The 14,518-nt window shown below is 58.4% G+C and carries 12 protein-coding genes; 2 read left to right on the top strand and 10 right to left on the bottom strand.

Annotated features, from left to right (window positions below):
* The first annotated feature begins 2 nt into the window (after positions 1–2).
* Both AAE514_RS06890 and yacG read left to right on the top strand, forming a co-directional pair.
* A complete protein-coding gene (locus AAE514_RS06890) occupies positions 3–530 on the top strand; it encodes a DUF3833 domain-containing protein (protein WP_347330794.1) in 528 nt (175 codons plus the stop codon).
* A gap of 58 nt (positions 531–588) precedes the next feature.
* Positions 589–786 carry a DNA gyrase inhibitor YacG gene (gene yacG / locus AAE514_RS06895; RefSeq protein ID WP_347330795.1) on the top strand — a complete coding sequence of 66 codons (198 nt, stop codon included), beginning with the start codon at positions 589–591 and terminating at the stop codon, positions 784–786.
* Here yacG and AAE514_RS06900 read toward each other — a convergent pair.
* The 10 genes from AAE514_RS06900 to murC form a co-directional block, all read right to left on the bottom strand.
* Entirely contained in the window at positions 783–1,736 is a 954-nt protein-coding gene (locus AAE514_RS06900; RefSeq protein WP_347330796.1) for a Nudix family hydrolase, read from the bottom strand. The two genes, yacG and AAE514_RS06900, sit on opposite strands and share 4 nt — an antisense overlap.
* A gap of 9 nt (positions 1,737–1,745) precedes the next feature.
* On the bottom strand, positions 1,746–2,966 hold the full coding sequence (gene argJ, locus AAE514_RS06905; RefSeq protein WP_347330797.1) for a bifunctional glutamate N-acetyltransferase/amino-acid acetyltransferase ArgJ: 1,221 nt from the start codon (positions 2,964–2,966) through the stop codon (positions 1,746–1,748).
* A gap of 390 nt (positions 2,967–3,356) precedes the next feature.
* The gene (gene secA / locus AAE514_RS06910) at positions 3,357–6,083 is read right to left on the bottom strand and encodes a preprotein translocase subunit SecA (RefSeq protein WP_347330798.1); all 2,727 of its coding nucleotides are present in this window, start codon (positions 6,081–6,083) and stop codon (positions 3,357–3,359) included.
* Between the two features lie 107 nt (positions 6,084–6,190).
* The gene (locus tag AAE514_RS06915; RefSeq protein WP_347330799.1) at positions 6,191–7,129 is read right to left on the bottom strand and encodes a peptidoglycan DD-metalloendopeptidase family protein; all 939 of its coding nucleotides are present in this window, start codon (positions 7,127–7,129) and stop codon (positions 6,191–6,193) included.
* A gap of 385 nt (positions 7,130–7,514) precedes the next feature.
* On the bottom strand, positions 7,515–8,426 hold the full coding sequence (lpxC, locus tag AAE514_RS06920) for a UDP-3-O-acyl-N-acetylglucosamine deacetylase (RefSeq protein ID WP_347330800.1): 912 nt from the start codon (positions 8,424–8,426) through the stop codon (positions 7,515–7,517).
* A 380-nt stretch (positions 8,427–8,806) separates the two neighbouring features.
* Entirely contained in the window at positions 8,807–9,985 is a 1,179-nt protein-coding gene (gene ftsZ / locus AAE514_RS06925) for a cell division protein FtsZ (protein WP_347330801.1), read from the bottom strand.
* A gap of 60 nt (positions 9,986–10,045) precedes the next feature.
* Entirely contained in the window at positions 10,046–11,281 is a 1,236-nt protein-coding gene (gene ftsA / locus AAE514_RS06930) for a cell division protein FtsA (protein WP_347330802.1), read from the bottom strand.
* 43 nt (positions 11,282–11,324) lie between these two features.
* Positions 11,325–11,990: a cell division protein FtsQ/DivIB gene (locus AAE514_RS06935; protein ID WP_347330803.1), complete on the bottom strand. Its 666-nt coding sequence runs from the start codon at positions 11,988–11,990 to the stop codon at positions 11,325–11,327.
* Between the two features lie 143 nt (positions 11,991–12,133).
* Positions 12,134–13,105: a D-alanine--D-alanine ligase gene (locus AAE514_RS06940; protein WP_347330804.1), complete on the bottom strand. Its 972-nt coding sequence runs from the start codon at positions 13,103–13,105 to the stop codon at positions 12,134–12,136.
* A 15-nt stretch (positions 13,106–13,120) separates the two neighbouring features.
* A complete protein-coding gene (gene murC, locus AAE514_RS06945) occupies positions 13,121–14,509 on the bottom strand; it encodes a UDP-N-acetylmuramate--L-alanine ligase (RefSeq protein WP_347330923.1) in 1,389 nt (462 codons plus the stop codon).
* Between the last annotated feature and the right edge of the window lie 9 nt (positions 14,510–14,518).

Below are 14,518 nucleotides of genomic sequence, written 5' to 3' on the forward strand. Positions count from 1 at the left end.
CTATGCGTGCCCTTTTCCTCAGCCTTTTACTGACCCTTGGCGCCTGCTCTTCCACCGATGTACAGGAGTACAAAGGCAATGAACCGACGCTGACCCTTGAGGAGTTTTTTCAGGGCTCCCTGACCGCACACGGCGTGCTCAAAAATCGTGGGGGAAAGGTCACCCGCTATTTTAATGCCACCATTGAAGCGAGCTGGGACAACAGCGGCGTGGGCTACCTGGCGGAGCGTTTTGAGTTCAACGACGGGGAGATTCAGCATCGGAATTGGCGGCTCGAGCCCACCGGGGAAGGCCGCTACCGGGCCACCGCCGGCGATGTGGTCGGCCCCGGCGAAGCGGTTGTCAGCGGCAATGCCATGAAAATGAACTACGTCCTTGAAGTGGACTACAAGGACCGAAAGCTGGAAGTGTCGGTAGAAGACTGGATGTGGCGAGTCGACGACGACACTATCATTAACCAGTCCATTCTGCGCAAATGGGGTTTCCGTGTCGGTACCATTCAACTGACCATCATCCGTCAGGACGATTGAATCGAAACCCATGGCAATGCTATAAGGGGCTCCGATAAACCCGACCCGGACCCGAGCCATGACCGAAAGAACGCCCGAGCCCCTTCAACTCGACTGCCCGACCTGCGGCAAAAAAGTCTTGTGGACCGAAGACTTTCCCTACCGCCCCTTTTGCAGCGAACGCTGCAAGCTGATCGACCTGGGCGAATGGGCCAGCGAAAACCACAAAATCCCCGGCGAGCCGGTAGACATCAACGATGAAGACCTGGAGCGCTAACGCTGGCTAGTAACCGGGCTCCAAGCAAAGCCAATGCCCGCAATTCCCTGCCCCCCGCTGGCCAAAGCCTGGGCTCGATGCGCTTCGGTCACGCCTCCCAGGGCGTAGACCGGCATAGGCGCGGCGGCCACCCAGTCGGCGAACCGAGCCCAGCCCAGAGGTTGGGCGTCGGGGTGAGAGCTAGTCGGCAGAACCGGTGACAGCAACGCGTAATCTACCCCCAGTCGCGCCGCCTGACGCAACTCATCGGGTGAATGACAGGACGCGCCCCACCATGCGGACTCAGCCACCGGGCGTTCACGGCAAGCCCTAAGCGCCTCACTATTGAAATGCACACCGTCCAGGTCGGCCCGGGCTCGAGAGGCGTCGCCGTGGGCGAGCACCTTCACGCCTCTGGGTCGACACAGGGCCAGCGCCCGGTCCAGGCGCTCGTGATACTCCTGATCCGAAAGCCCAGGGGCCCGAACCTGCACCCAGGAGACCCCCTGCGTCAGTGCCCATTCAAGGCGAAGGCTCCAATCCACCGAGGAGTCGGCCTCTCCGGTGATCAACAGGGTCCGGGGCAAGCGGATGGCGTTGACGATCGGTCGGTTGGCGGCGGGAAAGGCGAACCCCGGTAAAGCTTCGGGCTGAACCCATTGCACCGGCTGCCCTTCCGCCCCCTGAGGCTCGCCCTCAAACGCAGTGACGCGGCACACCTGAAGCCACACGGACTTGTCCGGGTAGTCGTGACGGATCTCGATCAACGGCTCACTGGCGAGTACATCAATCGCCAGTTCTTCGCGCAGCTCACGCGCGAGCGCCTTAGCCAAGGTCTCACCGGGGTCCACTTTGCCGCCGGGAAACTCCCAGAGCCCCCCTTGGTGGGCGTCATCCGATCGCCGGGCGATCAGGATGCGCCCGTCCGCCCCCTGAACAACCCCCACTGCCACTCGCACGACCCGGCTCACGCTCAACCTCTAGCTGCGGTAGTCGGCATTGATGCGAACGTACTCATGGGACAAGTCAGTCGTCCATAGCGTCTCCGCGGACGAGCCTCGGCCCAAATCGATGCGGATAATGATCTCGGCCTGATCCATCACTGCCTGGCCCTGTTCTTCGGTGTAGCTGTCGGCACGACCGCCATTTTCGACGATCAGAGTGTCATTGAGGTGAATGCGGACCGCGTTGGCATCGAGCCCCGGCACACCGGCATAACCCACGGCGGCCACAATCCGCCCCCAGTTGGGGTCGGAGGCAAACAGGGCGGTTTTGATCAGTGGTGAGTGAGCGACCGCATACCCCACCTGCAGGCACTCATCGCCCGTAGCGCCTCCAGAGACTTCCAGGGTGACGAACTTGGTGGCGCCTTCCCCGTCAGCCACGATGCACTTGGCGAGGTATTCATGGGCCCGAACGATCAGCTCTCGGACCTTCTCGTACAAGATGCCTTCGGCTTCGTTGACACCCGCTGCGCCCGCTTTACCGGTGGCCATCAAGATGCAGGAGTCATTGGTGGAGGTATCGCCGTCGATGGTGATTCGATTGAAGGAGCGGTTGGCGGCCTCCTTGCACAGGTCATCCAGCACGGGCTGGGCGATGTCGGCATCGGTGGCGATGTAGGCCAGCATGGTACCCATATTGGGTTTGATCATGCCCGCGCCCTTGGCAATACCATTGACGGTGATGGTGTGGCCATCATGCTGGATCTGCCCGGTAAACCCTTTGGGGCGGGTGTCGGTGGTCATGATGGCTTTGGCGGCGGCTTCCCAGCCGGTGTCGCCCAGGCTTTCGTGGGCCCGGGGCAAGGCGGCGGTGATTTTCTCCATGGGCAGCGGTTCGCCGATAACGCCGGTGGAGAATGGCAGCACTTGGTCGGCCTGAACGCCCCCCAGTTTGGCCACGGCTTCGCTGGTGGCGATGGCGTCCTGCCGGCCGCGTGCGCCGGTGCAGGCGTTGGCGTTACCGGAGTTGATCACCAAGTAGCGGGTACTGGCGGCTTTGAGGTATTCGCGGCACAGGGTGACCGGGGCGGCGCAGAAGGCGTTGAGGGTGAACACGCCGGCGGTGCGGCTGCCTTCGGCCAGTTCGATCAGTACGACGTCCTGCCGCCCGGGCTTTTTGATGCCGGCGCTGGCGGTCGCCAGTTTGACGCCTGCCACGGGGGGCATGGAGGGAAAGGGGTATTCGCCAACGGCCATCGAAAAACTCCGTTTGTTGTTTGGGTCAATGACAGATTGTTGTTTAGTGAAATTGTCGAGTCCGGCTCAGGGGGCGAACTCCCCGTTATGCTTGTAGTTCGTAGGGTTGGTAAGCGAAGCGCCGCCTACCTTTTGTTCTATCCCTTTAGAAGACGACCGAAATAAATGGTAGGTGGCGCTGCGCTTACCTACCCTACGCGTTACACATCTGTATTAGACGCTACTGGCACTGAAGGCCGGAGTGGGGCATACCGTTTGGGGACTCTCTGAGGCATGGATGCCGATGAGAAGCCCCCAGGGATGGGTTTACGGCGGGTCCCCAAACGGTATGCCCCACTCCGGCCTGGACCTCATGTCAATAAACAGCTTAAAAACAAGTCAACGCTAAAATCAGCCCAACTTACCGTGACACTGCTTGTACTTCTTGCCGGAACCACACGGGCAGGGATCGTTGCGGCCCACTTTGCGGCCTTCGCGCACAAACGGCTGCCCGCCCGGTTCGCCTTCGCCCGCGGGCTGCTCGGCCGCCTGCTGACGGCCGCCTCCCAGGGCAGAGACCTCGTCGTGCTGGAGTTGCATCTGCTGCTTCTCGCGCTCCTCGCGCCGCTTGCGCTCCATCTCCTCCATCTGCTCACGGCTCACCGGCTCAACCCGGGCCAGAAGATGGATTACCTCGTGCTTTACCTTGTCCAGCATCCCCTGGAACAAATAGAACGCTTCGCGCTTGTACTCCTGTTTCGGGTTTTTCTGTGCATAGGAGCGCAGGTTAATACCCTGACGCAGGTGGTCCATGTTCGACAGCTGCTCCTTCCAAGCGTTGTCCAACACCTGCAACATGACCTGCTTCTCGATTTCCGTCATCACCGGCCCGATGCGCGCACACTTGGCATCATAAGCGCCCTGCACTTCCTTCTGCAGCTTCTCGCGCAGATTTTCCTCGTGCAGCTTGTCGTCCTCTTCCAACCACTCGGCGACCGGTAGGCGTAGGCCGAACTCCTGCTCCAGGCGTTTTTCCAGCCCCTGGACGTCCCACAGCTCTTCGAGGCTCTGGGGCGGGATGTGTTCACTGACGATTTCATCCACCACATCCCCGCGCACGGAGTTGATGGTGTCGGTAATGCTTTCCGCCTCCAGCAGCTCATTGCGCTGCTGATAGATGATCTGACGCTGGTCGTTGGCGACGTTGTCGAACTCCAGCAGCTGCTTGCGGATGTCGAAGTTGCGGCCTTCCACCTTGCGCTGGGCTTTTTCAATGGCGTTGTTCACCATGCGGTGCTCAATGGCCTCGCCTTTTTCCATCCCCAACGCCTGCATGAAGCTGCGAATACGGTCGGAGGCGAAAATGCGCATGAGGCTGTCTTCCATGGACAGGTAGAAACGGGTCACCCCCGGATCCCCCTGCCGGCCGGAGCGGCCCCGCAATTGGTTGTCGATACGGCGGGACTCGTGCCGCTCGGTGCCGATAACGTGCAAGCCACCGGCTTCGATCACCTGTTCGTGACGCTTGCGCCAGTCGGCCTTGATCGCTTCAATTTGCTCCTCAGTGGGGTTTTCCAGCTTGGCCACTTCCGCTTCCCAGTTACCACCGAGCACAATGTCGGTACCGCGGCCGGCCATGTTGGTGGCAATGGTCACCGCGCCGGGGCTACCCGCCTGGGCAATAATTTCCGCCTCGTACTCGTGGTACTTCGCGTTCAAAACCTGATGCTCGATATTCGATTGCTTCAGGCGCTTAGACATTTCCTCGGAGGTTTCAATGGAGGCGGTGCCCACCAGAACCGGCGCCTTTTTCTCCTGCAGCTTTTTGATGTCCTCGACGATAGCGTCGTACTTTTCTTCCACCGTCAGGTAGACCACATCATTCAGGTCAATCCGCTGCTTGGGCTGGTTGGTAGGAATCACCACCACGTCCAGGTCGTAGATTTCCCGGAATTCAAAGGCTTCGGTGTCCGCCGTGCCGGTCATGCCGGAGAGGGTCGGATAGAGGCGGAAGTAATTCTGGAAGGTGGTAGAGGCCAGCGTCTGGCTTTCGCTCTGAATGGTCACGCCCTCCTTTGCCTCGATAGCCTGGTGCAGGCCATCGGACAAACGGCGCCCGGCCATAGTCCGCCCGGTGTGCTCATCAATCAGCACCACCTGATTATTCTGCACAATGTACTCCACGTCACGGCGGAACAAGGCGTGGGCCCGCAGGGCGGAGTTAACGTGGTGCAGCAAGTTCAGGTTGGTGGCGGCGTAGAGGCTTTCCCCTTCGGGCAACAGGCCCGACTGGGACAGCAGTTCCTCAACTTTCTGGTGGCCCTGTTCGGTCATTTCGACCTGTCGGCTCTTCTCATCAATGGTGTAGTCGCCTTCTTCGCCGCCTTCGGGCACCGGGTGGAGGCTCTGTATCAGCTTGCACATGCGCTGATACAGCTCGGAGCTGTTCTCGGCCGCCCCGGAGATAATCAGCGGGGTGCGGGCTTCGTCGATCAAGATGGAGTCGACCTCATCCACCACGCCAAAGTTGAGCGGGCGCTGGACCTTGTCTTTCAGACTGAGCGCCATGTTGTCGCGCAAATAGTCAAAACCGAACTCGTTGTTGGTGCCGTAGGTGATGTCCGCCGCGTAGGCGTCGCGCTTTTCAGCAGACGGCTGCATGGAGCGAATGACCCCCACACTCAGCCCGAGACGTTGGTAGACCTTTCCCATCCAGGCGGCATCGCGGCTGGCCAGGTAATCGTTCACGGTGACCACATGAACCCCACGGCCGGTGATGGCGTGCAGGTAACAGGGCAGAGTCGAGACCAGGGTTTTACCTTCACCGGTGCGCATCTCGGCAATTTTGCCTTCGTGCAAAGCCATCCCACCGATCAGCTGGACATCAAAGTGCCTTAGGCCCAGTGAGCGCTTACTCGCCTCACGTACAGCGGCAAACGCCTCGGGCAGCAACTGCTCCAAAGTTTCACCCTGCTCGTGGCGCTGCTTGAATTCCGCTGTCTTAGCGGTCAGCTCCTCATCGCTCAGGGATTCGAAATCCGCCTCCATGTCATTGATTTTGGCGACGACTTTACGCATCCGCTTCAGCTCGCGGTCATTTTTGGAGCCGAAGATGGATTTCGTTAATTTACCGATCATTGTTATTCCCGTAATTGAGTCTTTTGCGGATGAACGACTATCACCTCGTCGGAAAACCGACGAGTAAACCGAAAGTGGCTCGCGAAAGCAAGCGAAGTGGCGGGAAATTAACGGCTGGCGCGGTGTATATAGGTGGCGGGATCGACCGCGCGGCCGTTTTTGTACACTTCAAAGTGTACGTGGGGGCCGGTAGAACGGCCGCTTGAGCCCATAAGGGCGATGATTTGACCTTTTTTGACCACATCGCCCACTTTTACAAGATTTTCTTTGTTGTGGGCGTAACGAGTGGTGAAACCGCCGCCATGGTTGATTTCAACCATTTGGCCGTAGCCGTGACGATCCTGGGACCAGGTCACGACGCCGGCGGCAACCGAGATAATTTCAGACCCGTCCTTACCGGCGAAATCCACGCCGCCATGCCACGCGACTTGGCCGGTGAAGGGGTCGGTGCGACGGCCAAAGCGGGAAGACATCCAGCCTTTTTTGATCGGACGCCCGGCAATGAAGATGTCGTCTTGGAGTTTACGTTTGGCCAGCAGCGCGTCGAGCGTCGCCAACTGTTGTTCGCGGTTCTCAATCTGGCTTGAAAGCTGATCAATAACCTCAATAAAGTCCGGCGGGTTGTAGGGGTCACCAATGGTGGCCGTCTCCGGGCCGCCCAACGCGGGGGGCTGACTGAAATCGAATTCGCCTTCATCGAGGTTGGCGATGCTGGTGAGATGCTCGCCCAGGGCATCGAGGCGCATCAAGCGCGCCTGTAACTCGGCCATACGCAGCGTCAGAGCCGCCACCTGGCTCCTCGCCTGCTCGCGAGTTTGCTCTACTTGCGCCTGTTGCTCCGCAAGGGTCGCCTCCCAGGCACGCCGGGATTCGGCAGTAAACATTTCATTATCGCCACTTTGGGCGTTCAGCCACTGCACTCCCAACACACCGGCAGCGGTAACCGGCATGCCCAGCAGGCAGATAGACAGAAGCGCGCGAGTCCAGCCACCAAGGGTGATGCTGCGGGTCTGCCCATGTTGTTTACTGACAATAATGATCTTCATGTATCGGATGTTACCCGTTTTTGCTGCCGAAGTGCACAGTACTGGTCGTCATTTTATGACGTTTATTTATATCAATACCGACTAGTGTCGACCAATTTATAACCAATTACGATAACCAACGTAGAGAAAAGCGTAAAACGTCTTGAAAATCAGTGTGTTATCGTTATTGGCACCGTTGAAGGGTGTTGTTTCTCAACGACCACAGTAAGAGGAAACGTAAATATGGCATATAAAGCCGTAGATTGCCAATTCTCCCATGCCAATACACCCTCACCACAAGGGAGCGGCCAATGAGCGCAACACTTTAACGAAAAGGGCCGCGCTGTTTCCAACGCGGCCCTCGCCTTTTGCCTTTCTAACCGACTTCGCTCTCCCTGTGGTGGAATTAGACCGCCAGCAAGGGTTTCATATAGGAGATCGGTGCCACATTTTCGTCCTCAAAGGTCACTACTTCCCAGGCATCGCGCTGTGCGATCAGCTGGCGCAGGGACTTGTTATTGAGACCGTGACCGGACTTGTGCGCTTTAAACTCACCAATCAGGCTATTCCCGAGCAGGTAGAGGTCGCCAATGGCATCCAATACCTTATGCTTGACGAACTCGTCCTCGTAGCGAAGGCCGTCTTCGTTCAGAATCCGGTAATCATCGACCACAATGGCGTTGTCCACGCTACCGCCCTTCGCCAAACCTTTGGAACGGAGATACTCAATTTCGTGCATAAAACCGAAGGTGCGGGCCCGGCTCACTTCCTTCACAAACGAGGTGCTGGAGAAGTCCACTGAGGTCTGAAGGTTCCGACCTTCGAATACTGGGTGGTCAAACTCAATCGAGAAGCTTACTTTAAAGCCATTGAACGGCAGGAAGCTGGCTGTTTTGTCGCCGTCCTCAACTGTTACCGGCTTTTTAATCCGTATGAACTTCTTGGCCACGGCCTGCTCCTGAATGCCTGCGGACTGAATCAGGAACACGAACGGCCCGGCGCTGCCGTCCATAATCGGCACTTCCGGTGCGCTGACCTCTACAATGGCGTTATCGATGCCAAGACCCGCCATCGCTGACAGCAGGTGTTCAACGGTGGAGACACGAACATCGCCCTTTACCAGCGTAGTGGACAAGGTAGTATCGCCCACGTTTTCGGCCTTCGCTTCGATCTCAACGACCGGGTCCAGGTCCACCCGGCGGAACACGATTCCAGCATCCGCGGGTGCCGGTAGAAGGGTCAGATATACTTTCTGACCGGTATGCAAGCCAACCCCGGTAGCCCGGATGGCGTTTTTGAGCGTGCGTTGTCTGATCATTACCCTTAGTAGCCCACCTTTGGCTGCGCTGAAGCCGGGTGAGAGGGGGCTTCAGCGAGTTGTAACAAGTATGCAATTGTACCAAGTTTTCATTTCGGCAACTACGGAACGCCCCGCCAAAATGCACTAATTTGGTGACATTTACGCAGATTTACGCTGTCCGGTCGTGCAACTTGCTCTCACTGTGAGGCCGTTCACACGCGTTCACCCCTAAGCGTCTGCCGCATCTCCCATCGAGGGACACCGTTACGGAAGCCCAAGATTTAGTGTCAACAGTATGACAACACCCAGCCCAAAGGTTCTATATAAAGATCACAATCCCTGTGATTGTCTGAGCCTATTAGAAAGCCAGCCCTAATATAGGGTGGCTTTTTAGGCGGTTAATCCGCTTGACGCCGCAGAAAAGCGGGAATATCCAGGTATTCCATTTCCTTGTCGGTGGCCGGAGCCGTGGCGGCGGCTGACTGGCCCCCGGAGGCTTGGGCGTTCTGCCGCATCACTGTGGGGCGCTCGTAGCTGCTGTAGTCCACTTCCCCGGTGTTTTTACGGCGGGTGTTGTCCACCACCACCTTGGTCTTGCCGGCGGGTTTCTCTTCCTCTCTGACCGCACCAAGGCCGGTGGCCACCACCGTAACACGCAGTTCGTCAGACATTTCCGGGTCGATGACCGTACCCACCACGACCGTGGCGTCGGTGGAGGCAAACTCCTCAATGGTATTGCCCACCTCGGAGTATTCGCCCAAAGACAGGTCGATACCGGCGGTGATATTAACCAGGATGCCGCGCGCGCCCTGTAGGTTCACATCTTCGAGCAGAGGACTGCGAATGGCGGCCTCCGCGGCCTCGCGGGCACGGTTCTCGCCGGTGGCGTGACCGGTGCCCATCATCGCCATTCCCATTTCCGACATGACGGTGCGCACATCGGCAAAGTCAACGTTGATCATGCCCGGGCGAATGATCAAGTCGGCAATCCCCTGGACGGCTCCCAGCAGCACGTTGTTGGCCGCCTTGAAGGCGTCTAACAGACTGGTGGACTTACCCAGCACGGAGAGCAGCTTTTCGTTCGGGATGGTGATCAGCGAATCAACCCGCTCTTGCAATTCCTTGATGCCGGACTCGGCAATGACCATGCGCTTGCGCCCCTCGAACGGGAACGGCTTGGTCACCACCGCCACAGTCAGGATACCCAGATCGCGCGCCACTTCCGCCACGATCGGAGCTCCACCGGTGCCCGTGCCACCGCCCATGCCGGCGGCGATAAAGACCATGTCGGCCCCGCGCAGCACTTCGGCGAGACGCTCACGGTCTTCCATGGCGGCCTGGCGGCCCACCTCGGGGTTGGCACCGGCGCCGAGTCCCTTGGTCATGCTGTGACCGAGTTGCAGCACCGTGCGCGAGTCGATGTCTTTCAGCGCTTGTGCGTCGGTATTGGCACAGATGAACTCAACCCCTTCGATATTGCTGTCGATCATGTGCTTGACGGCGTTACCGCCACCACCACCGACACCAATCACTTTTATTACGGCGTTTTGCGGAATGTTGTCTACGAGCTCAAACATAGTATGTCCCCTTCTTCCTTTACCAAATTGAAATCAACAAAAGCAAAATTGAAAAATAAATTAAAAATGACTTTGAAACAGCTTTTTTAAGCGAGTGAACCAGGACTCGTCGTTCTCTCTGACATGGGTGATCGACCTCCCCTCTTGCTGTTGTTTAATGGCGTACTGCAAAAGGCCAACGCCTGTGGAATAAATCGGATTATTCACAATATCTTTCAGTCCGCGCGTGTTCTGCGGCGCGCCCAGGCGCACCGGCATGTGGAAAATCTCTTCCGCCAGTTCCACAACCCCTTCCATTTTTGAGGTGCCGCCGGTCAGCACAATGCCGGCGGCGATCAGGTCCTCGAAACCGCTGCGGCGAAGCTCCGCCTGTACCAGCGTGAACAGCTCGTCGTAACGAGGCTCTACCACTTCCGCCAACGCTTGACGTGACAGGTCGCGCGGCTCCCGATCACCCACACTCGGGACCTTGATGGTTTCATCCGGCCCGGTCAGCTTGGCCAGGGCACAGGCGTACTTGATTTTGATCTCTTCGGCGTGGGGCGTCGGTGTGCGAAAGGCCATCGCAATATCATTGGTGACCTGGTCACCGGCAATCGGGATGACGCCGGTGTGGCGGATCGCCCCTTCTTTGAACACCGCAATGTCGGTGGTGCCGCCACCGATATCCACAACGCATACACCCAGCTCTTTTTCATCCTCAGTGAGCACGGAGAAGCTGGAGGCCAGTTGCTCCAGAATGATGTCTTCTACCTCCAGCCCGCAGCGGCGAATGCATTTTTCAATGTTCTGCGCTGCATTCACTGCGCAAGTCACCAGGTGGACTTTGGCCTCCAGCCGCACGCCGGACATTCCCAGGGGCTCCTTCACGCCCTCCTGGTCGTCGATCAGAAATTCCTGCGGCAGAATGTGCAAAATTTTCTGGTCCGCGGGAATCGCCACCGCCTGAGCCGCATCTATTACCCGTTCCAAATCCTGCGGATAAACCTCCCGGTCCTTAATGGCCACAATGCCGTGGGAGTTGAGGCTGCGAATATGACTGCCCGCTATGCCAGCATAAACCGAATGAATCTGACAGCCGGCCATCAGTTCGGCTTCTTCCACCGCGCGTTGAATGGATTGCACCGTGGACTCAATATTGACCACCACGCCTTTCTTCAAGCCGCTGGAACGGTGCGAACCAATGCCCACCACTTCCAGCTCGCCCTCTGGCGTGATCGCACCAACAATGGCCACGACCTTGGAGGTGCCAATATCCAGTCCAACAATCATCTTGCTGTCCGCTACCTGGGCCATTGTGTGAACCTCATTTGCATATCACTGATTTCCATCGTTACGGTTACTGCTCCGTTTCCTGTTGTTCTTTCCAATCGACAGCTACCCCGTTGTGGTAGCGTAAATCAACCTGTTCAACTCTATTCCAATGCTCGGTTAGCCGTTGATCGAAGACAGTGGCGAATCGCTGCATCTTTTCTACTACCTGGTTCCGCCCAATCATCAACGTTACCCCATCGGTCAGAGTTAATTGCCAAGCATTGTTTTGGTCACTGCGCAGGGAGCGAATCGTCAGCCCCCTGTAACGCAACAGTTGCGCCAAATCCTGGTAACGCTCCATCAACAGTTCCGCGTCCCGGTCAGCGCCCTCAAGCAGCGGCAGCGAGGCCAGGTTTTCCTGCTCGGCCACCTTGATAATCTGGCCGCTGCGGTTAAGGAATCCGGTTTGCCCCCAGCGGGCAATCGGCTCCTGCTCATAAATTCGAACGTGGAGCTGGTCCGGCCAACGGCGGCTCAGTGCCGCTCGTTCCACCCAAGGGTTTGCCTCCACCGCCGACTTAATGCCAGCCAAATCCAACTGTAAAAAGCCCTCTCCCAATTGTTTACTCAGCAGACTCTCGGCCTGCTTCCGATCAAGGTAACGAAACGCCCCCTCGACGCTGACTTCCGCTACCGGCCGGTTCAACCACCCCGCCACCGGTTGGGCGGCGAACGCCACGGCGGCTGCCATCCCCGCCACCAACCCCATCGGCAAAAGCCAACGACGTGCCCTTCCTATTTGCACCCCCCAGGAGCGCCGCCGCGAGGCCTTCCGTGTAGCACCCCGGGGCGTCACCCGCGGCTGCCCCGGAATCCGCTTGGCCGGCCTCGACTTCATGACTCCGTCTGACAGGCTCGGGCGATTCGCAACACCAGTTCGGAGAAGGTTATGCCGGCCGCTTTAGCGGCCATGGGTACCAGACTATGGCTGGTCATCCCCGGCACGGTGTTCACCTCCAGCAAGTAAAAATGCCCGTGCTGATCCGCCATGACATCCACCCGACCCCATCCGCGACAGCCGAGGCTTTCAAACGCCTGCAAGGCCAACGCTTTGAGTGCCTCTTCCCGGTCGGGCTCCAGCCCACAGGGGCACAAGTAACGTGTGTCATTCGCCAGATACTTGGCATCGTAGTCGTAGAAGCGATGGTCGGTTTCGAGCCTGATCGGCGGCAACGCTTCGCCGTCAAGAATCGCAACTGTGTACTCGGCCCCGGTGACCAGCCGCTCGACCAGAACGCTGCCGTCATAATGCGCCGCCTCGGCATAGGCCTGAGCCAGCTCTTCGCCACTCTGCACCCGGGCCATTCCAATACTTGAGCCTTCGTGGGCCGGCTTGACGATGGCATCCCCACCGAGGTTTTTAATAATCTGGTGCCAGTCACTGGCAGCGTTCAAGACGGAAAATTCCGGGGTGGACAGGCCAATGCCCGTCCACAGTTGCTTGCTGCGCAGCTTATCCATCGCCAAGGCGGAGGCCGTTACATCGCTGCCGGTGTAGGGAATCCCCATGAATTCGAGCAACGCCTGAATCCGACCATCTTCTCCACCCGGCCCGTGCAGCGCTAAAAAGGCCACATCCATCTGTGTCGCCTGAAGCTGAGCAATGGCGTTTTTACCAATGTCCAGTCCGACCGCATCGACGCCGGCTTGTTTGAACGCCTTCAGTACCGCCTCCCCGCTTTGGAGTGAAATCGGACGCTCGGCGGAGGTGCCGCCGTACAAAACGCCCACTCGCCCCAGCGCGCGAGCGATTTTGGCATTCGCGGTTTTAAGGTTTTCTTCATTCACCACTGCTTTACCTTTCATCAACGAAGCTTGGCATTAACGGAGCTTGCGCCTTGCCAGTTCACCAGCGAGGGCACCCACGTTACCGGCCCCCTGAGTGATGACAATATCGCCGGGCCTGACAATGTCCCGTACCACATCGGGGGCATCATCCACCGACTCTACAAAAATCGGTTCCACCGCGCCGCGTACCCGCAGGCTTCGACTAAGGTGGCGCCCGTCGGCACCGGGAATGGAATCCTCCCCGGCGCTATAGACCTCAAGCAACACCAACACATCCACGCTGGAGAGCACCTCCACGAAGTCCTCGTACAAATCCCGTGTTCGTGTATACCGGTGAGGCTGGTACACCATCACCAAACGGCGGTCGGGCCAACCATCGCGAATGGCGGCGATGGTGGCGGCCACTTCCCGGGGGTGGTGTCCGTAGTCATCCACCAGCATGGCTTCGCCTGCGGCGACCTGATAGTGACCGTAGACCTGAAAGCGACGGCCGACCCCGGCAAAGTGCTTTAAGCCGTCCTGAATCGCCTGGTCACTCACGCCTTCATCCGTGGCCACGGCCACCACCGAGGTGGCATTGAGCACGTTGTGCATACCCGGAATGTTGAGTTCGATCGGCAACGGTTCATCGCGATCGGGCCGAAGCACCTCGAAACGGGTCTGCATCTTGTCTTTGCGCACGTTAATCGCCCGGAAGTCGCAGTGCTCCCCAAAACCGTAAGTCAGTGTCGGTCGGGAGAGCCGCGGAATGATATCCATAATGACCGGGTCGTCCCCGCACACCACCGCCAAACCGTAGAACGGCAGATTGTGAATGAATTCAACAAACGTTTTCTTTAACTGATTAAAGTCACCGCCGTAGGTATCCATGTGGTCGGCATCAATATTAGTCACCACCGCCACCATGGGCTGCAAATGCAAGAAGGAGGCGTCGCTCTCATCCGCTTCGGCCACCAAATAGCGACTCGCGCCCAGCTGGGCATTGCTACCGGCACTGTTTACCAACCCCCCGATAATGAAGGTGGGGTGACGCTCGCCGGCTGCCAACACCGACGCCATCAAACTGGTAGTAGTGGTTTTACCGTGAGTACCCGCAACGGCCACCCCGTGACGGTAACGCATCAACTCGCCCAGCATTTCGGCGCGCCGGACGATGGGGATGCGCCGCTCCCGTGCGCTGAGCATTTCCGGGTTATCCGCCTTCACGGCACTGGAGTTAACCACCACGTGAGCCTCCGCCACGTTCTCCGGTCGGTGGCCGATAAATACCTTTGCCCCCATAACTTCCAAGCGACGGGTGCTGGCCGATTCTTTTAGGTCGGAACCGGTAATCTCATAGCCCTGGTTGAGCAGTACCTCAGCAATACCGCTCATGCCGGCACCGCCGATGCCGATAAAGTGGATGCGACGAATACGTCGCATCTCCGGGAC

Source organism: Marinimicrobium locisalis, assembly GCF_039822625.1.
Lineage (GTDB): Bacteria > Pseudomonadota > Gammaproteobacteria > Pseudomonadales > Cellvibrionaceae > Marinimicrobium > Marinimicrobium locisalis.

Excerpts from the sequence above, each read along its gene's own strand:
- lpxC (WP_347330800.1), bottom strand. The coding sequence starts at position 8,426 with ATGATCAGACAACGCACGCTCAAAAACGCCATCCGGGCTACCGGGGTT.
- yacG (WP_347330795.1), top strand. The coding sequence starts at position 589 with ATGACCGAAAGAACGCCCGAGCCCCTTCAACTCGACTGCCCGACCTGC.
- ftsZ (WP_347330801.1), bottom strand. The coding sequence starts at position 9,985 with ATGTTTGAGCTCGTAGACAACATTCCGCAAAACGCCGTAATAAAAGTG.
- AAE514_RS06940 (WP_347330804.1), bottom strand. The coding sequence starts at position 13,105 with ATGAAAGGTAAAGCAGTGGTGAATGAAGAAAACCTTAAAACCGCGAAT.
- murC (WP_347330923.1), bottom strand. The coding sequence starts at position 14,509 with ATGCGACGTATTCGTCGCATCCACTTTATCGGCATCGGCGGTGCCGGC.
- AAE514_RS06890 (WP_347330794.1), top strand. The coding sequence starts at position 3 with ATGCGTGCCCTTTTCCTCAGCCTTTTACTGACCCTTGGCGCCTGCTCT.
- secA (WP_347330798.1), bottom strand. The coding sequence starts at position 6,083 with ATGATCGGTAAATTAACGAAATCCATCTTCGGCTCCAAAAATGACCGC.
- argJ (WP_347330797.1), bottom strand. The coding sequence starts at position 2,966 with ATGGCCGTTGGCGAATACCCCTTTCCCTCCATGCCCCCCGTGGCAGGC.
- AAE514_RS06935 (WP_347330803.1), bottom strand. The coding sequence starts at position 11,990 with ATGGCAGCCGCCGTGGCGTTCGCCGCCCAACCGGTGGCGGGGTGGTTG.
- AAE514_RS06915 (WP_347330799.1), bottom strand. The coding sequence starts at position 7,129 with ATGAAGATCATTATTGTCAGTAAACAACATGGGCAGACCCGCAGCATC.
- ftsA (WP_347330802.1), bottom strand. The coding sequence starts at position 11,281 with ATGGCCCAGGTAGCGGACAGCAAGATGATTGTTGGACTGGATATTGGC.